Here is a 16,910-nt window from a genome sequence, read left to right on the forward strand (position 1 = left end):
TGGTAGCAACCGGCATGCAAGTCACCCGTCAGCTCCGGCTCGAGGTCGAGAAAAGAGAGATCGCGACCGGAACCACGATCACCCTCCGCGTCCGGGACGCTCAGGGGCGACCGATCGAAGACGCGGTCGTCGAGACCGAGACGAAATCCGCACGGACGGACAGCCGGGGGCTGTGTCAGCTTCGCTTCGACTCACCCGGGTTCTCGAAACTCGTCGCGGCGAAAGCGCCGACCGGTCGTGTGGCCTACAATCCGGCGTCGACGCTCGTTCGGGTCGTCCCGAACGAGTCGTCACTGCGCCCCCATCGACGGATCGGGGCGCGATAGTCCCGCGTCCAGCGACGGGCCTGGTCCTCCGACTGCCGGTCACGACAGTCGCGATCGGATCCGATCGAGACCGTGATCGAACATGTCGGGACTTACCGACTGAAACTCGCTGTCGTCGGGGAGGTACGGCCGAACCGAATCCCAGCTATCGCGGGCGTAGCGCTCGTCGAGGAGCACGCGAACCCCGACGTCGTCGGGCGAACGGATGACGCGGCCGATCGCCTGGCGAGCCTTCCGAACCGCGGGAATCGTCAGCGCGTAGACGAAGCCGTCGCCGAACTCGTCGTCGTAGGCCCGGCGAACCGCCTTGGTTCGCGGACTCGAGGTGTTGACGATCGGGACCCCACAGACGACCGCGGCGGCGAGGCGATCGCCGCTGTAGTCGACGCCTTCGGTCAGCGTCCCCCGGAGACTCGTCACGAGTACCTTCCCGTCGCCCTCGAAAAACTCGCTTTTGAGCGACTGGGTCGTCTCGTCGTCGCTCGCGGCGTCGAGCAGGACGGGTTTGTCGATGCGGTCCTCGAGCGTGCCCGCAGCCCACTCCGCTTCCGCGTAACTGGGCATGCCGACGAGGACGTTCCCGGGAAGGCGGGCGACCTTCGCGATCGCGTCCGCGTAGTGCGTTCGCGTCGGATTCAGCGAGCGTTGCTCGCCCGCTTTGTTCGAGGCGCGTCGCGCCTCGCTATGCTCGCCCGGCCGACCCCGGTTGTCGTAGGTGAACTTCGGCGCGGCGACGGCGAAGCTCTCACGGTTCGCTCTGGGGAAGTGCAGGCCGTACCGACGCTCGACGATCGGCCGTCCCTCCTCGCGGGCGAGATACTGCAGTCCCGTCACCTCGGTGAAGGCGTCGATCGGTTCGAGCGTCGCGCTCATCAGAATGCCGCCGCCGAACGCGCCGAGTCGATCGCCGATCGCGTCGCTCGGGACGCAGTTGTGCAAGGCGAGTCGGGCGGTGTACGCGCGCCGCCACGAGTCCGGCGGTTCGGTTTCGTCCCAGGTCCGTTCGAGTTCGATCTCCCGGAAGTGGTCGGTGTGGCCCCGGCGGTACCACTCCCCGAGGACGCGTCCGACGGTGGGCACGGCGCGCGTTCGCTCCTCGTTTTCGGCCTCGTTGAGAATCCGCGCGACCACGGCGCCGACGGTCTCGGCACGGACCCAGTCGGCGTCGCTGTAGCCGGCATCCCGTGCCCACCCCGAAATCTCGTCTTCGGCCGGCTCCTGTGGGTCACGAAGCGGAATTTCGTCGTCCACGAGGTCGGTGAGGTTCGATTTCCAGCCGCGGTGGGTTCGATCGAGGTGGGCGCGCACGCGACGATCGAGTTCTTCCCGGAGGTCCCGAAGGAACTCGCGGGTGCGCGAGAGGTCCTCGACGGAGACATCGGTGTCGTTCAGTTCGGCCCGGACGAGGTCGGCGTCGGCGGTCTTGGAGCCGCCTTCGGCCCGGCGACCCTCGCGCTCGAACTCGATCGGCTGGATGACTCGCGAGAGTTCGGTTTCGGCATCCCTGAGGGTCGCGTCCGCCAGGCCGTCGCTGACGAGGTCGCGCACGCGGGGTTCGAGCATGTGGGCTTCGTCGCAGACGACGAACGTCGAGTCGTCGAGCAGCGCACCGGTGAAGGCGGTCGTCGTGGTCGGATCGAACGCGTGGTAGTAGTTCCCGATGACGACCTCGGCGTGACCCAGCAGCGCCCCCATCACCGAGTGGGGACAGGTCCCCCGGCGAACCGATCGGGCAACGAGGTCCTCCGGCGTCACCATGCCGGCGTCAGTGAAGTCGAACGGAACGGCCTCGACGGCGTCCCCCTCTGATCCCTCTTCGGGGAGATCATCGAGATACTGCGCGTAGAACGGACAGTACTCGGTTTCAGCGCCGACCGCGCCGCCCTCGGAGTAGGTCGGCATCTCGAGGGGGTAGGGCGTCGTTTCGCCTGCAGATTCGAGGAACCGGGCAGTCATTCCGGTTCGCCCGCTGTCGGCGAGGCCCGTTTGCTGCTGTCGCGCACTCGCTGTGAGTGCGCCGGCCGTCGTGTCGCCGCCCTCGCCGGTCAGGTCGCGCGTTCGATCGCGCAGGGTTTCACACCGATCGTAGACGTTGTCGTCGTCGATTCCGCCGGCGTTTTCGCGGTTGTACGGGCAAACGTCGGCTTTGCCGACCAGCGTGAGTCCGGAGACGGGGTCCCAGCTACCGGGGAGGTTCTCGTTGATCGTCTCCAGGTCCGCCTCGAACTGGCGCAGTTGCTGTTTGACGCTCGTGAGCACGAACATGCGCTCGTAGTCGGTGTCCGGATCGCGCACGAGGTCGATCCCAGCGGTGAGGGCGATCATCGTCTTCCCGGTGCCACAGGCGCCCTCGATGACGGTGTAGCCGCCGTCGCGAGCGGTGTCGATCGCGGTCTCGATGCCGTCGACCTGCTCGTCGTAGGGCTCGTCGTGGCCGAACACCGATCGCCAGTCCGTCATGGATGCGCTACTCCGCGGTCGTCGTCCATAGCGTTGACGGACTCTGGCCGCGCGATCGGATATAAACCCCTGGCTCGATCGATTCCGATCTGTGACTCACTCCGACTCGAACGATTCCGATCTGCGACTCGATCGATCACAGACCCCAATACTGCGCCTGTCGCCGGATATTGGCCCGTTTAGACGGAACACACGATGGCGGATTGAAGCTGTAGGGGTGTCGCTTTAACCGCGTGAGAACCTATTCTCATCTATGAAAGTGCCAAAGTCCCTCCAGAACGTCGACAGCAGCGGGGCGGTCGTCCGTCCCGTCGAGTACGACGACGGAAGCGTCATCGCGATCGATTTCGGTCACGTCGACGAGGAGTTCGCGGTCGACGTCGTCGGGCAGACGGCGATCGTCGTCATCGACGGCGAGCAGTTCGAGTTCGAACTCCCGCCCGAAGCCGCCGACGTTTCGATCCGAAACGGCGTCCTAACGATCGAAGAGTAACGACGCACCTCCGGAGTCCCCGACCCATCCCGCGTTTGCCGGCGATCCGAAACGTAACCCATTCCCCGCTCGCCTCGCTAGTAACCGTATGACCGACGCCGCCGACTCCGGCGATAGCGCCGACTCCGTTGACGCCATCGACCTCGATCGCTGGCGCGACGAACTCGAAGCGAAGCGCGCCGAAAAAGACGATTTTTTTGCGACTCACCCACAGTCCCCGATCCCGCCCGAGGAGCGTGAGGAATTTTCGGGAGTCGACTACTTCAGCCCCGACGCCGACTACCGCGTGAGCGCGACCGCCACCGTCCACGACGATCCCGAAGTCGTGTTGATGGACACGACCGCGGGTCGAGAAATGCGATATCTCCGGACGGTGACTCTCACCTTCGAACTCGATCGGGCGGACGACCTGGAGAACGGGACCTTCGAACTGGCGGGCTACCAGCGAGAGAGTCGGGCCGACGAGCCACTGTTTATTCCGTTCCGGGACAAAACGACGGGCCAACAGACGTATCAAGGGGGTCGGTACATGGAACTGGCGGCCGACCGGGCCCTCGAAACGGGTGACGAGATCGTCGTCGATTTCAACCTCGCGTACACGCCGTTCTGTGCCTACAGCGAGACGTTCGACTGTCCGTTGGCGCCCGAAGAGAACTGGCTCGAGCTCACGATCCCGGCGGGGGAGCGCTTCGAGTCGAACTGATCGGCGGCGATCGGACACGAAAGGCCCCCAGCCCTTGCCGTACGGGTGTTTTTGAGTTATTTCGAGTGGAAATTAGGGGGTTCCCAGGACGGGCCGGCGAGCGGAAATTACGGGCGAGATCAGCGGTGCTCCAGTCGAAATGGAGGGGGTCGAACCGCAGAGTCGAAACCACAAATCCAGAGATAGCCATTCGGCACGGAATCGCCAGCGATCGCGGTGCAGTGCGATGAGGACAGGCGCTCGTCCCGAGAGTCAGGGAGCGACGCCGACGGTAAGCAACGTCGCAAGTTCGCGATACCGTTCGACCATCGCTTCGCGAGTCTCCCACTCGTCGGTCGGGAACGCGGCGGCGTCCGGGATGGTGATCTCCCGATCGGGAATGTTGTCCTGATCTGCGACGTAGAGACCAGCGTCGCGGAACGCCTCGCGGTACTGTCCGCGATCCCAGCGAGTCATCTCGACGGAGATGTCGTCTTGCCACTCGTGGGAGTGGACGTTCTCCTCGTAGTAGTTGACCGCACAGTAGAAGGTGCCGCCAGGCCGGAGTACACGGACGACTTCTGACAGCGTTTCGTGGGGATCGCTCGCATAATAGAAGGCTTCCATCGACCAGACGTGATCGATCGAGCCATCCGCAAACGGCAACGAGCCGAAATCCCCCACGACGTAGCCGATGCGATCGTCCGTGGTGTACTCGGCTGCGTTGTGAGCCATTTCGGGCGCGCCGTCGAGGCCGTAGACCCGGCCGGCATCCTTAGTATCCCGGAGTGCCCGACCCGCGTACCCGCTGCCACAGCCCATATCGAGGACGGTGTCACCCGGTTCGACTGGCATTCGTGCCAGCGCGTGCTTGGCGGTGTGCCAGTGGCGTTCTTCCATTCCTTTGTCTCGGCCGCTCGTGGCCCACTCGTCGAACTCCTCGCGAACGCTCATGTACGGACGAATACTGTCGGGCGGGAAAACGGATTCGGGTTGGCTCCGGGCCGTGCTGCAATCATCGAGAACCGAAAACAACGATCGGGGAACGGAAAACGACGGCCATCGAGGGACAAACACGACGTTCCCTCCTCTACGGGGATTGGTGAGAAGGTATCGGAGCCGTTGCGATCGTCATCGGTAGCTTTTTTAGGCTTGCCTAAAAAGACGCGAGCGGAGAGGTTCGAGCCAGCCAACATCCGTGGGCATCGGATTCGGCAGACCGGACAGCACCGCTGTCGTGGCCTCTCATCCCTTCCCGTTCGAAGAATCGAAACCCATATAGTCTTTTAGGTGCCCCTAAAACATAGACGACGGGAGAACGGACGGCAGTCCGTCGAGTGACTATGAAAAAGAGGCGACACAGACACGGTATTCGGTACGCAGCCATCTGTCTGGGTGTTCTTGCCGTGCTGGGGACGGGACTACTGCTCGTCGTATTCGAGTCCGTATCGCAAACACCACACAGTTATACCGTCGTTGTCATCCTCGAAAGCGGCGCTGCACTGGTGGCCGTCATCGGCGTCGGACTGTTGTATCTCCGTCGTCGCTCTCGCCCGTACCTGTTCGTACTGGTCGCGTTCTCCACGCTATTGATCCGAAGTCTTACCGGCCTCATAGCCCTGTTTGATCCCGCCGCCTTGGATACCGGCAAGTTCACCGTGTACAATACGATCGAACACGGTCTCGACGTCGTTCTCGTCGCTGCACTGCTCGTTGCAGTATACGTCTCTCGGACCGACCAGTTCGGTGATAATCTGTGAGCGAGAGGCGTCGATCCGAGCTAGCGACGGTCGTGTATCAGAACCCGGGCATCCATTTCAACGCGCTGGTCCGCGAGTTCGAGGCCTCACCCGAACAAATAGATCGCCACGTCAACGATCTTCTGGAGTGTGGGACCGTTGTCTGTGAGTCGCTTTACGGGCAAAGCCACTACTATTCGCCGCGCTTTGACAACTGGGAACGCACCACGATCGCACTGTTGCGACGAGAGACGACGAGGGATATCGTCATGTATCTTCTCGAACACGGAGAATCGTCACCCTCCGAACTGATCGAGGCGGTCGGTATCGCTCGGAGCACGCTATCGTGGCATTCAGACCGGTTGGTCACACAAGATGTCGTCCGCCGTCGTCGTGAAGGGTCCCGGATATACCTGGATCTCGCCCGTTCGGACGAACTCGAACCGTTGCTCGCTGAAATCCTTCCACTGCTCCCCGAACGGCTGCTCGGTCGTGCCGAGCGTCTCATCGACAAACTCCTCGAAAATATTTGAATGACGGCAATTCTTCGGATCGAGGACGGAACGGGCAGGCCACAGAACGATGAAACGAGTGCGCGTTCGGGGACTGTATAACCGCAGCGCTCGAACCACGGCCGATCACGGGAGACAACTGATCGTCGAAACGGATCTTCGGTCCGCTCGTCGAAACGAAACTTCGGTCCGCTCGTCGAAACGCAATCCGTGTCCGCGGCGATTCAAATACCACCAGTACAGCGGTAGTAGCGCGGACGAACTCATTCGAGTCGTCGACAGCCCTTGAAACACCGCATCGCGTTGCGATCGAAATAACGGCCGATTGGGGTGTTCCAGTCGAAGCGACGACCGATCCTCGAAATCGTATTAGAAATCCGACATTGTTATATGTTTTAGGCCCACCTAAACCGATGTATGACAGAGAACACGCCAGGCGACGACGAGAACGTCGAAACCAGTAGACGACGGCCGCTGCTCGCGACTGCGGGAGCCGCTACCGTAGGCGCACTCGGTCTGGCCGGCTGTCTCGGAAACGGCGACGATGACGACGCGAGCGGAAACGGCGGTGGTAACGGGGGCGGAAACGGCGGTACCAACGGCAACGGAGCCGTTGCCGACGCCGACCCGATCGAAAACCCCGTCGATTCCACCGCGGTCTCGTGGGACGACCTCGGCGATCTCGAGGGCGAGATCACCGTCTACTCCGGTCGCACGCGCGATCAGATCGACCTCGTCTTCGAGGAACTCGAAGCGAGGTACGACGGGCTCACGATCAACCGCGACTACGACGACAACGACGTGCAGGTCAACCAGCTGATCCAGGAGGGTGAGGCCACCCCGGCTGATATCTTCTACTCTCAGGACCCCGGCGCACTGGGCGCGGTCCACGACGAAGGCCTCGTCCAGCAGCTTCCGACCGACGTCGTCGACGCCGTTCCCGAGAGTTACCGCGAACCCGACGGATTCTGGACCGGTGTAAGCGGCCGCGTGCGCGCGATCCAGTACAACAGCGAGCGCTGGGATGGGGACGACGACGACTTCCCGACCGACATCTTCGAGTTCGCGACCGACGATCGGTTCGAGGGGATCATCGCGACGCGACCCAACTCGGGGACGTTCCGCGGATTCATCCAGGCGATGGTCGAACTCGAAGGCGAAGAGGCAACCCGTCAGTGGGTCCGGGACTTCATGGAACAGGATCCCAAACTCTTCTCGAGCGGAGGCGATCAGGCCGCAGCCGTCAACCAGGGCGGTGACGACGACCCGATCGTCGCGCTCGGCAACAGCTACTACGCCGCGCGCATCGTCAACGAGGATTCGAGCGCGCCGATCCGGGTGACGTTTACCGAGGACGACCCCGGTTGTCTGTTCAGCGTCGCCGGCGTGGCCGTCACGAATCAAGTCGACGACCCCGAGCTCGTCGCGGAGTTCACCCGCCACCTGGTGGCCGCCGAAGGACAGGAGTTCATGATGGAGACAAACGGGGAGTACCCCGTCGTCGACGGGGTCGACTACGTCGGCCCGCTGCCGAACCTCGACGAACTCAACCCGCCGCAGTTCGATCTGAGTAGCTTCGACATGGAACTGCAGGACGCCCGAGAGCTCCTGGAAGAGGAAGGAATGCTCCCGCTCTAACGGAAACCGAGGTGGAAGCGTCGACGAACGAAGCGGAACAGTCGACGTTGTCGCTGTACCGATTCCCACTGCATCTCCGTGCTCTCTCGAAACGAGCCATCAGACCCCAAAACGTCGGTATCAGACAACGAGGCCGCAACGTTCTCACGCCGTCCCTGTGATCTTTCGTAACCCCGATCCGTATGGAGTTGACCAGTCGACAGCTCCCATCGATCCGCGATCCAATCAGGGGTTTCAAGATACCCGAGCGCCGAGCGGATCACAATCGAGCGTGAATCGCCGGTCGACACGTCGAAATCACGATGAAACCAATCAAGGACGCCATGGACACGTCACCGCACGCCGAAGCGATCGCCAAACGATTCGAGAGCGTAGATCCGTGGACGATCGCACTGGCCGCAGTGAGCGCGCTGTTTGCGTTGCTGGTCGTGTCACCGATGTTCTGGTTGGTCTGGCAGGCGACGACGGTCGAACTCTCTCGCGCTTCCGATCTTCTCATCTCCACGCAAACTGCGAGAGTGACGGCCAACAGTATCGCACTAATGGGGTTCGTCACGGCGTTTTCCATCTGTCTCGGCGTGCCACTCGCCCTGCTGACGACCCGGACGGATCTTCCCTATCCCCGCTTCTGGACCGTCGTCGCCGCGCTCCCGCTCGTCATCCCCAGCTATATCGGTGCGATCGCGTTCAACGGGATGTTCGGTTCCGGCGGCGAAGTCGAGGCGCTGTTCGGCACGACGATCCCGCAGGTCGACGGGCTCTCGGGAGCGGTATTCATCATCACCCTCTACACCTACCCGTACGTGTTCTTGACGACGCGGGCGGCGCTGCTGTCGATGGACAGTTCGCTCGCTGACGCCGCGCGTACGCTCAATGCCGGCCCGTTCGAGGCGTTCCGCCGCGTCACCTTCCCACAGATCAGACCGGGAATCGCCGCCGGCGCACTGCTCGCTGGTCTCTATGCGATCTCCGATTTCGGGACGCCGGCGTTCATGCAGGCCAGCGTTTTTACGAGTACGATCTACTGGGAATTCAGCGGCTTCGCCGTCGAATACGCCGCCTTACTCGCGTTACAGCTTATCGCGATCGTCGCGATCGTCCTCGTCATCGAAGCCGGCATCGGACGCGACGAAGACGCAAACAGCGGGACGGCTACGGGCAGTACGATCCGACTCGGCGGCTGGAAGTGGCCGGCCATGGGATTCGTCTCCGCGATCGGGATCGTGACGCTGGTCGTTCCGGTCGCAATCTTTACGAACTGGCTGGTTCACAGCGAAGGGGATCCCATCCCGTCGCTCGAATTTCAGTGGGAGTTCGCGTTCAACTCCGTCTACCTCGCGCTGCTGGCCGCAGTGGCCGCGTGTCTCGTTGCACTTCCGGTAGCGTACTACTCCGGGCGGGTGAACTCCTTGCTCTCACGAATCCTCGAACGAGCGACCTACATCGGGTTTGCCGTCCCGGGAATCGTCATCGGCCTCGCGCTGGTGTTTCTGGGTACCAGAACCCTGCCGTCGCTGTACCGCCAGGGCGTCTGGCTGCTCGTGTTCGCGTACGTCGTCCGGTTCCTGCCACAGGCAGTCGGCACCGTTCGATCGTCCGTTCTCCAGGTCGACGACCAGACTATCGAGGCCGCCCGAACGCTCAACGCCGGTCGGCTGGAGACGTTTCGACGAGTGACGCTGCCGCTGATCATGCCCGGCGTGATCGCTGGCGGCATACTCGTCTTCCTGACCACGATGAAAGAACTCCCCGTCACGCTCATGCTCCAGCCGATCGGCATGGACACGCTCGTGTCGATCATCTGGGACGCACAGAGCTCGCTCGCGTACCGCTACGCTGCGATTCCGGCGCTTCTCCTGGTGCTTATTTCGGGCCTCTCGATGCTCGTCTTGCTCCGACAGGAAGGAGACGATATTGGGTGATCGGGACCGGCGCGAGAACCCGAAACGAACGATCTGCCCCACGATCGCCGTACCGCGTCGGGACGTCGACCGGGAACACATCCCCACTCTTAAGTAAGTGCCGAAAGTTGTTCACGGCAGTAATGGAGTATACGCTCGAAATCGACCACACTCCCGAGACAGTACCGGGTGGGACCGGCATTCTCCTCCTCCATCCGAGTACCGGCGAAACCGATCGAATCGACACCGACTTTCTCAAAACCGACACCGACAACTTTCTCGTCATTTCCACCCGGACAACCGCCCGCGAAGTCAAACAAAAGCTCGAGTACTACGATGTCGACGAAGACCGCGCCGAAATTCTCGACACCCTCAGCATCGAACGCGGCTACTCCCGGCGAACGAGCGATACGGTCCACTACGTCGCCGCACCCGACGACGTCGACGGCATCGTCGACCACATCGACGGCTTTCTCGACGCCCACGAGGGCAAACTTCGCCTCAGTTTCGACTCCGTCACCGAACTCGCCTACTATGCCGGCGACGAGAGCGCGCTCGACGCGGTCAAGCGTATCCTCGAACTCCTCGAGGAACACGACGCAGTTGGTCTATTCCATCTTTCGGAAGACCCTCACGACCCCGCTCTCGTCGACGAGTTCCGATCGCTGTTCGACGGCGTGATCGACCTCGACGAAGACGGTAACGTCGACGCCGAATTCTGACGCTCCGTCGTCGCCAATCGATCATGCCCACGGAGTACGACAAACTCGTCCGAGATCGAATCCCCGAACTCATCGAGGCGACCGACGAGCGACCGGTGACTCACGTCGCGGGCGACGACGAGTACCTCGACAGGCTCGCAGCGAAGTTAGTGGAAGAAGCCAACGAATTTGAGGAGGATCGAAGTATCGAGGAACTGGCCGATCTTCTCGAAGTGGTCCGTGCGATTCTCGGTGAGCAGAACCTGCGGATGGACGATATCGAGGCGGAGCGCCGCGAGAAACGGGCCGAACGGGGCGGGTTTGCAGACCGGATCGTGCTCGATCGAGTCGAAAACGAGGCCACGGACTAGGCCCTGGTAACGCACGGGCCAGACCCTGGTCACTCCGACAGCGCGTCGAACGTCTTTTCGGCCCACCGGATTGCGTACGCGGGACCGTGATCGACGTACGCGTCGGTGTCGAGTGCAGCGAATGGTGCCGGCAACTCGATCGCGTGTTTGATCCCCGCACAGGCGAGTTCGGTTGCGTCCGCGAATTGGGTGTCTCCACGGGCGATTGCTCGGGGGAGTCCGGTGACACGGTCCTCGAGTCGAGCACCCGCATCCTGCCACGCGTCGGCAAGCGTCGGGGAATCGTCGTGCCACTCCGAAAATATCTCCCGGCTCTGAAGTCCGACCCAGCCATCGTACAGTGCCGCGGCGACCTGATACGTACCGCCGGGATCGAGTTCGATCGCGCGGTCCAGATCCGGATAGTCAGCCTCGAAGAATCCGAGAAAGTGCTCGGGGACGTCGAGACCCAGTTCGACGAACGCTTCCGCGATCAGGAAATCGACGAACGATGCGGGCGACCCCTCGACCCGTGGCTTGACGATAACGGTCGGAGGGTCGGTCTGTCGCGTCCAGGCGACGCTCCCGTCGCCGGGCATCCCGACGGTGAAGTCCGAACTCGCGTACCGGGCGAGGAGCGTCGGTGCGTCTTCGGGGAGCCACTCAGGTGGGTAGCTCGCCGGATCGAGCGCGTCGACGAACAGGCCGAGGTCTTCGGCCTGCTCGGGCGGAAGCGTCTCGAAGTCTCGTGAACAATCGAGTACCCGTACGTCTGGAACCGACGCGTCTCGGATCGCTTCGAGTTCCGCTGACAGCGTCCGCGGCTCGAACATCAGACGAAGACGGTCTGAAAGATAATCAGGACCGACAGCAGTGCTGAGACGCCAACGGTACCGAGAACGACCTTGGTTGCAGTACTCATACTCGGTCGCTATCGGCCACGTCGCTTAAATCCATCTGTCTCGGTCAGAATTCTCCCCATCTGCCTCGGTCGGAATTCTCCCCATCTGCCTCGGTCGGAATTCTCCCCATCTGTCTCGATCGGAGTTCCCCGCGTTCCATCGGAACCACGTCGAGAAATCGCGGCCCATCCCTGTCGGAAAGTCGCGGCCCATCCCTGTCGGAAAGTCGCGGCTCATCCCTGTCGGAAAGTCGCGGCTCATCCCTGTCGGAAAGTCGCGGCTCATCCCTGTCGGAAAGTCGCGGCTCATCTCCGTCAAGAAACTACTCGTCGTCACCGCGCCAGGAATCCGGAACGTCGATCACGTACCGACCGTCCTCCTGCAGTGAAATGATATACTCCTCGCGATTGTACAGTTCCATCAAATTGAGTTCGTACTGGCCGGGACTGACGATTCGAATGCTCTCGAACTGCTCGTTGAGTTCGGCACGCAAGTCTTCGATCGACGGCTGGTCGGCCGACGGTTCGCTGACGACGCGACCGTGATCCGGTGGTTCGTCGTTCTCACCCGCCGTCGGCTGAGACGGTGTGTCACCGTCTCCCAGCTGGGCCTGAGTGTCGCTGATATCTGCTGTGTGATCGTCTCGATCGTCCACTCGGGGCGGTTCGGACGGAAGGTCGTCGCGACTGACGACTTCGCTCCTGGCGTCTGCCTGTGCCGTATCCTCGTCGGTCAGATTCATCGAGGTATCGGTCGATTCGGCGTGTGCGCCCGACGGTGAACCGGATGGCGCGTCGCCACCATGGGAGTTAGTCCGGTCGGACAGTGACCGATCCGCGGTCTCATCGCTGGCTGTCGATCGATCCTCAGGGTCGGTCGCCGCAGTCGATCGATCCTCGGGTCGCCGCGCCGTGTCGGGCCACTCCGCAAACTCTTCCATATCGGTCGAGGGTGCGGAATCCGTATCACTCTGTGAATCGGACGAGACCCAGTCACGAACTGTATCGGCCGCACTGGTCGCGATCCCGCGTTCGTCGCTGGTAGAAGAGTCGGGACCGGGATCATCCGATGGCTCACCGTCGTCGGCCGATTCAGGCTTACCAGCGTGCTCGGATGAGTCTCCCGTGATCGTCGTCTTCGGAGCGAACTGGAACTTGTTGCCCCCGCAATCGGGACAGCCAGCGAGCATCTCCTTCGAGCCGTCGGGGAACGTGCGGCCGCAGTTCGTGCATTCGTGTGGCATTAGTTTCGAGACACGAGCGCGCTGATGAGCGTTTCGTCCTTGTGGAGCGTTTCGATCTGGTTTGCCGGCCCGATCACGGTCAGTTTCTTCGTCGATTTTTCCTCGGCACCCATGATCCGTCCGAGTAACGAGGCGTCACGAGTGTCCGACTTTGGATACGTCTCGATCTCGATCCCGTTGAATTCGTCGGGGCTAATCTCGGCCATGGTTACCTCGATGAGTCGACTCTCTTCGTCCGGCGTCAGCCCCTCTTCGAGAATAACGATGTTTCCGTCGTGGACACCGTCGAGAATCATCCGGATCTTTTCCATCGTCGCCATCCCGTCCATCCGTTCGCCGCTAATGAGATCGATCTGGACGCCGTTGGCGGTATCCGGATCGTCCGTATTCGTTGCTTTTGGCATCCGTATTCACCCGAAGTACTCCGCGATGTTGTCGTACACTTCGTCCATGTTGTTCCCCTCTTTCGCGGACAGCGGGACCGTTTTGTGTTGTGGAAACGCATCCTCGATCCGCTTGACGCTCGACTCGTCGAGATCGATCTTGTTCGCAAAAATCAGCACCGGCAGCTCTCGGGATTCGATGATCCCGATGAGCATCGTGTTGACCTGCGTGATCGGATCTTCGGCGCTGTCGAGAACGTAGATGACGCCGTCGACGTCCTCCCGAAGCCAGTGCATCGCTTCGGCAACCCCCTCCGTCGCCTCCCGTGATCGACGAATGGCGTCGTCTTTTCCCATCTCGTCGGTGAACTCCTCGTAGTCGACTTTCGTCGTCACGCCGGGCGTGTCGACGATGTCGATCGTCACCGACTTTCCGTTTCGTTCGATCTCGACGTTTTCTTTCCTGCGTGCGCGTCGCGTTTCGTGTGGAACGTGGCTCTCCGTTCCGATCGCGTCACCCGTCCAGTCACGAGCGATGCGGTTCGCAAGCGTCGTCTTGCCGGCGTTCGGCGGTCCATATATCCCGATTCGTTTCGGTTCCTGTTCGGAGAACAGACGGTCCGTCGCCCGAGAGATACTATCTTTGAGTTCTGTGAACAATCCCATCCTTGGGGACCTCCAGCACCGCGGGGTGCATCTGCGCGTACTACTGACTGAATTCACTTAAGCCTACGTCAGACATGTTGACTATCATACGAAACAGAGTTCGATTGTGAGAAATAGTGTCACGACATAGAGAATGTCTTTCGGAGATATTCCGGTCAGTAGCCGAGACCGATCGAAGATTGCGAGCGGTCCGTGACACCCCCACCCCTTCGTTTCGACTGGAGATCGTCGAAGGAGTCCCCCTCAAGGACGGGGAATGTGATGGATGAAAGACCACAGAATACCTTCGTTTAGAGATGAGTCGGCCCAACAGCGGTGCTACCGGGGGAATTCTTGAGAAACGAGCTTCAGAGACAGATCTAGTAACGCGATCCTCAGAAAACGGAGAATCTAGCAGGAACTAGCAACAAACTCCACACTCTCTAGTAACTATTTTATTTTGCTAGGATTGCGGATACTGTTTCTGATCCATGGTAATAAAGATTCCGTATTTTAAAGACCCCTCCTCCCCCACCCCTTCGTGACGCAGTTCCACCTGAAGCGAAGGGGTGGGGGGCTAGATCCCCTCACATCAACTATACCACACTATCGGCACCGATCGATCTCGGTCGATTCGGAGAACCAGAACCTGTCTGCAAACACACCGTTTGTTGTCACGGGTACCACGCGTTGATGAGAGATTCCGATCTCGAAACCGAAATACCCGAAATGTGTGATGCGGTAAGGAACTCCCTCAAGAACTCGCTCGTATCTCGGAAGCTCACACCCTCAGAGGGACTCTTGTAATCGATTACCGGTGACCGCCAGCCCGTGACGGACGATCGCCGGTACCAAGTTACAACAATCCCTATCAGCGTTGCGTTCCCTCAGAGACGAGATCTTCTGGTCTGTCTACCTGAAACAGCCCTTATTCAGATTCACATTGGTATTCGTCTCGATAATTTACACCGTCTGTACACGCCGTTGTCGCGTATCGAACCGGATACCGATCGATTCAGATGGTTCGGTTCGATCGTCACGTTGAATTGAATGGAAGAATTTAATACCACGGTCTTCCACTGTTTCGTTTGCATCAACTGGACACGGGCCAGACGCCTGGAATAGTGGACTGCCCTCGAAAGGCAATCTATACGGTTGTATTCCTGCACTCGCGTCCGTGTTCCACTCGAAATGAGGGGGTATGTGCACGACGGATGTCAGACGACGAAAAAGAAATCACGAGGAACGATGGAGATGTCGAGGAACGCCGAACCGCCGGATTCTCGACGGACTTCGGGAGTTCCGAAATCGCTGACGAAGAGTCGAATCAGGGTCTATTCGACGACCTCCTCAGCGGGGAACCGATTTTCGAGAACAAAGAAGTACTGCGTCCATCCTATACACCGCACGAACTCCCGCATCGAACCGATCAGATCAACAAAATGGCAACAATTCTGGTCGCCGCACTTCGGGGTGAGACCCCATCGAACATTCTCATTTACGGAAAAACCGGAACGGGGAAGACTGCAAGCGCCAAGTTCGTCAGCAAGGAACTCGAGAGCACCTCTCAGAAGTACAGCGTCCCGTGTGACGTCGAGTACATCAACTGTGAGGTGACCGACACCCAGTATCGGGTCCTCGCGCAGTTGGCAAACAAGTTCATCGAGAAGAATAAAACCCGAATCGACGACCGTCTCGAAACGCTGGACGCGCTTCTCACCGCAGTAGACGAGTACGAAGAGCACGCCGATTCCGAATCCGTCGGTTACGCCTCCGACGACACCGATCTGTTTACCGACGTCGCGTCGACCGAAACTGATTCTGGTCCCGATTCGGACCCCGACCAAGACGTTTCCACTGGAACACCAAATAACGCTATGTCTAGTGGTTCTCCAGGTGAAATAGAGGGGTCAGCGAGCGAAGGACCCGACGCCGAGAATCACGATCACGGCTCCAGCCATCCACTCGAATCGACACCGTTTGCCACCCGCACGGAGGTCGAAACCCGGATGGAGGAACTCGAATCCGATCGGGACTCTTTCGAGGAGGTGCCGATGACCGGCTGGCCGACCGATCGCGTTTATAGCGTCTTTTTCGACGCCGTCGATTACGACGAACGGGTCGTCGTCATCATGCTGGACGAAATCGACAAACTCGTCGAAAAAAGCGGCGACGACACGCTCTACAATCTGTCACGGATGAACTCCGAACTGGACAACTCGCGCGTGTCTATTATCGGGATCAGCAACGATCTGAAATTCACCGACTTTCTCGACCCGCGAGTCAAATCCTCACTTGGTGAGGAAGAGATCGTCTTTCCACCCTACGACGCTAACCAGTTGCGAGATATCCTCCAGCACCGATCGGACGTCGCCTTCAAAGACGGGGCGCTTTCCGGCGACGTGATCCCGCTCTGTGCGGCGTTCGCTGCACAGGAACACGGGGACGCACGCCGCGCGCTCGATCTACTTCGAACAGCGGGCGAACTCGCCGAACGCGCCCAGACGGAAACGATCGTCGAGGAACACGTCCGCCAGGCCCAGGACAAGATCGAACTCGATCGGGTCGTCGAGGTCGTCCGGACGCTGCCGACACAGAGCAAACTCGTCCTCTTTTCGATCATCCTGCTCGAGAAAAACGGCGTCCACAGCATCAACACCGGCGAGGTGTTCAACATCTACAAACGCCTCTGTGAGGAGATCGACGCCGACGTCCTGACCCAGCGTCGCGTCACCGACCTGATCAGCGAACTCGATATGCTCGGGATCGTCAACGCCGTCGTCGTCTCGAAGGGACGGTACGGCCGGACGAAAGAAATCAGCCTCTCGGTTCCACTCGAAGAGACGGAAGCTGTTCTCCTTTCTGACTCCAGACTGAGCGACATCGGCGACGTACAGCCGTTCGTTCAGGCACGATTCGAGAACTGAGGGGTTCG

17 protein-coding genes are annotated in these 16,910 nt (G+C 60.6%); 10 read left to right on the forward strand and 7 right to left on the reverse strand.

The window, feature by feature from the left end:
• The first annotated feature begins 14 nt into the window (after window positions 1-14).
• Window positions 15-326, forward strand: coding sequence for a peptidase associated/transthyretin-like domain-containing protein (locus AC6I6L_RS07325; RefSeq protein ID WP_497917082.1), 312 nt, complete (start codon window positions 15-17; stop codon window positions 324-326).
• A gap of 39 nt (window positions 327-365) precedes the next feature.
• Here the strand turns inward: AC6I6L_RS07325 and AC6I6L_RS07330 are convergent, their stop codons facing one another.
• A complete protein-coding gene (locus AC6I6L_RS07330) occupies window positions 366-2,786 on the reverse strand; it encodes an ATP-dependent DNA helicase (protein WP_497917083.1) in 2,421 nt (806 codons plus the stop codon).
• A gap of 253 nt (window positions 2,787-3,039) precedes the next feature.
• Between AC6I6L_RS07330 and AC6I6L_RS07335 the strand changes: the two genes are divergently transcribed.
• Together AC6I6L_RS07335 and AC6I6L_RS07340 are read left to right on the forward strand one after the other, a co-directional pair.
• On the forward strand, window positions 3,040-3,279 hold the full coding sequence (locus AC6I6L_RS07335) for a DUF7127 family protein (protein WP_497917084.1): 240 nt from the start codon (window positions 3,040-3,042) through the stop codon (window positions 3,277-3,279).
• 88 nt (window positions 3,280-3,367) lie between these two features.
• Complete coding sequence (locus AC6I6L_RS07340) at window positions 3,368-3,982, forward strand: DUF1684 domain-containing protein (protein ID WP_497917085.1); 615 nt, start codon at window positions 3,368-3,370, stop codon at window positions 3,980-3,982.
• 252 nt (window positions 3,983-4,234) lie between these two features.
• On the opposite strand, the gene AC6I6L_RS07345 is transcribed toward AC6I6L_RS07340, so the two are convergent.
• Entirely contained in the window at window positions 4,235-4,915 is a 681-nt protein-coding gene (locus tag AC6I6L_RS07345) for a class I SAM-dependent methyltransferase (protein ID WP_497917086.1), read from the reverse strand.
• A gap of 389 nt (window positions 4,916-5,304) precedes the next feature.
• Between AC6I6L_RS07345 and AC6I6L_RS07350 the strand changes: the two genes are divergently transcribed.
• The 6 genes from AC6I6L_RS07350 (at window position 5,305) to AC6I6L_RS07375 (ending at window position 10,823) form a co-directional block, all read left to right on the forward strand.
• Window positions 5,305-5,721: a DUF7471 family protein gene (locus tag AC6I6L_RS07350; RefSeq protein ID WP_497917087.1), complete on the forward strand. Its 417-nt coding sequence runs from the start codon at window positions 5,305-5,307 to the stop codon at window positions 5,719-5,721.
• On the forward strand, window positions 5,718-6,233 hold the full coding sequence (locus tag AC6I6L_RS07355) for a winged helix-turn-helix transcriptional regulator (RefSeq protein ID WP_497917088.1): 516 nt from the start codon (window positions 5,718-5,720) through the stop codon (window positions 6,231-6,233). The genes AC6I6L_RS07350 and AC6I6L_RS07355 overlap by 4 nt, the downstream gene beginning before the upstream one ends.
• Window positions 6,234-6,629: 396 nt before the next feature.
• Window positions 6,630-7,850, forward strand: coding sequence for an extracellular solute-binding protein (locus tag AC6I6L_RS07360; RefSeq protein WP_497917089.1), 1,221 nt, complete (start codon window positions 6,630-6,632; stop codon window positions 7,848-7,850).
• Between the two features lie 302 nt (window positions 7,851-8,152).
• Complete coding sequence (locus AC6I6L_RS07365; protein ID WP_497917090.1) at window positions 8,153-9,772, forward strand: ABC transporter permease; 1,620 nt, start codon at window positions 8,153-8,155, stop codon at window positions 9,770-9,772.
• 122 nt (window positions 9,773-9,894) lie between these two features.
• Window positions 9,895-10,473: a DUF7090 family protein gene (locus AC6I6L_RS07370; protein WP_497917091.1), complete on the forward strand. Its 579-nt coding sequence runs from the start codon at window positions 9,895-9,897 to the stop codon at window positions 10,471-10,473.
• Between the two features lie 23 nt (window positions 10,474-10,496).
• Window positions 10,497-10,823 (forward strand): nucleoside triphosphate pyrophosphohydrolase, encoded by a 327-nt coding sequence (locus tag AC6I6L_RS07375; RefSeq protein ID WP_497917092.1) that lies wholly within the window; start codon window positions 10,497-10,499, stop codon window positions 10,821-10,823.
• A 29-nt stretch (window positions 10,824-10,852) separates the two neighbouring features.
• Here the strand turns inward: AC6I6L_RS07375 and AC6I6L_RS07380 are convergent, their stop codons facing one another.
• The 5 genes from AC6I6L_RS07380 to AC6I6L_RS07400 form a co-directional block, all read right to left on the reverse strand.
• Window positions 10,853-11,635 (reverse strand): DUF7089 family protein, encoded by a 783-nt coding sequence (locus AC6I6L_RS07380; RefSeq protein WP_497917093.1) that lies wholly within the window; start codon window positions 11,633-11,635, stop codon window positions 10,853-10,855.
• On the reverse strand, window positions 11,635-11,724 hold the full coding sequence (locus AC6I6L_RS07385) for a hypothetical protein (RefSeq protein WP_497917094.1): 90 nt from the start codon (window positions 11,722-11,724) through the stop codon (window positions 11,635-11,637). The genes AC6I6L_RS07380 and AC6I6L_RS07385 overlap by 1 nt, the downstream gene beginning before the upstream one ends.
• Window positions 11,725-12,026: 302 nt before the next feature.
• On the reverse strand, window positions 12,027-12,947 hold the full coding sequence (locus tag AC6I6L_RS07390) for an OapC/ArvC family zinc-ribbon domain-containing protein (RefSeq protein WP_497917095.1): 921 nt from the start codon (window positions 12,945-12,947) through the stop codon (window positions 12,027-12,029).
• The gene (locus tag AC6I6L_RS07395; protein ID WP_497917096.1) at window positions 12,947-13,351 is read right to left on the reverse strand and encodes a DUF2073 domain-containing protein; all 405 of its coding nucleotides are present in this window, start codon (window positions 13,349-13,351) and stop codon (window positions 12,947-12,949) included. The genes AC6I6L_RS07390 and AC6I6L_RS07395 overlap by 1 nt, the downstream gene beginning before the upstream one ends.
• A gap of 6 nt (window positions 13,352-13,357) precedes the next feature.
• Entirely contained in the window at window positions 13,358-13,996 is a 639-nt protein-coding gene (locus AC6I6L_RS07400; protein ID WP_497917097.1) for an Era-like GTP-binding protein, read from the reverse strand.
• Between the two features lie 1,193 nt (window positions 13,997-15,189).
• Here AC6I6L_RS07400 and AC6I6L_RS07405 point away from each other — a divergent pair.
• Complete coding sequence (locus tag AC6I6L_RS07405) at window positions 15,190-16,902, forward strand: Cdc6/Cdc18 family protein (protein WP_497917098.1); 1,713 nt, start codon at window positions 15,190-15,192, stop codon at window positions 16,900-16,902.
• Window positions 16,903-16,910 lie beyond the last annotated feature (8 nt).

This window comes from Halosolutus sp. DAT137 (genome assembly GCF_059736405.1).

Excerpts from the sequence above, each read along its gene's own strand:
- AC6I6L_RS07325 (WP_497917082.1), top strand. The coding sequence starts at position 15 with ATGCAAGTCACCCGTCAGCTCCGGCTCGAGGTCGAGAAAAGAGAGATC.
- AC6I6L_RS07330 (WP_497917083.1), bottom strand. The coding sequence starts at position 2,786 with ATGACGGACTGGCGATCGGTGTTCGGCCACGACGAGCCCTACGACGAG.
- AC6I6L_RS07335 (WP_497917084.1), top strand. The coding sequence starts at position 3,040 with ATGAAAGTGCCAAAGTCCCTCCAGAACGTCGACAGCAGCGGGGCGGTC.
- AC6I6L_RS07340 (WP_497917085.1), top strand. The coding sequence starts at position 3,368 with ATGACCGACGCCGCCGACTCCGGCGATAGCGCCGACTCCGTTGACGCC.
- AC6I6L_RS07345 (WP_497917086.1), bottom strand. The coding sequence starts at position 4,915 with ATGAGCGTTCGCGAGGAGTTCGACGAGTGGGCCACGAGCGGCCGAGAC.
- AC6I6L_RS07350 (WP_497917087.1), top strand. The coding sequence starts at position 5,305 with ATGAAAAAGAGGCGACACAGACACGGTATTCGGTACGCAGCCATCTGT.
- AC6I6L_RS07360 (WP_497917089.1), top strand. The coding sequence starts at position 6,630 with ATGACAGAGAACACGCCAGGCGACGACGAGAACGTCGAAACCAGTAGA.
- AC6I6L_RS07365 (WP_497917090.1), top strand. The coding sequence starts at position 8,153 with ATGAAACCAATCAAGGACGCCATGGACACGTCACCGCACGCCGAAGCG.
- AC6I6L_RS07370 (WP_497917091.1), top strand. The coding sequence starts at position 9,895 with ATGGAGTATACGCTCGAAATCGACCACACTCCCGAGACAGTACCGGGT.
- AC6I6L_RS07375 (WP_497917092.1), top strand. The coding sequence starts at position 10,497 with ATGCCCACGGAGTACGACAAACTCGTCCGAGATCGAATCCCCGAACTC.
- AC6I6L_RS07380 (WP_497917093.1), bottom strand. The coding sequence starts at position 11,635 with ATGTTCGAGCCGCGGACGCTGTCAGCGGAACTCGAAGCGATCCGAGAC.
- AC6I6L_RS07385 (WP_497917094.1), bottom strand. The coding sequence starts at position 11,724 with ATGAGTACTGCAACCAAGGTCGTTCTCGGTACCGTTGGCGTCTCAGCA.
- AC6I6L_RS07390 (WP_497917095.1), bottom strand. The coding sequence starts at position 12,947 with ATGCCACACGAATGCACGAACTGCGGCCGCACGTTCCCCGACGGCTCG.
- AC6I6L_RS07395 (WP_497917096.1), bottom strand. The coding sequence starts at position 13,351 with ATGCCAAAAGCAACGAATACGGACGATCCGGATACCGCCAACGGCGTC.
- AC6I6L_RS07400 (WP_497917097.1), bottom strand. The coding sequence starts at position 13,996 with ATGGGATTGTTCACAGAACTCAAAGATAGTATCTCTCGGGCGACGGAC.
- AC6I6L_RS07405 (WP_497917098.1), top strand. The coding sequence starts at position 15,190 with ATGTCAGACGACGAAAAAGAAATCACGAGGAACGATGGAGATGTCGAG.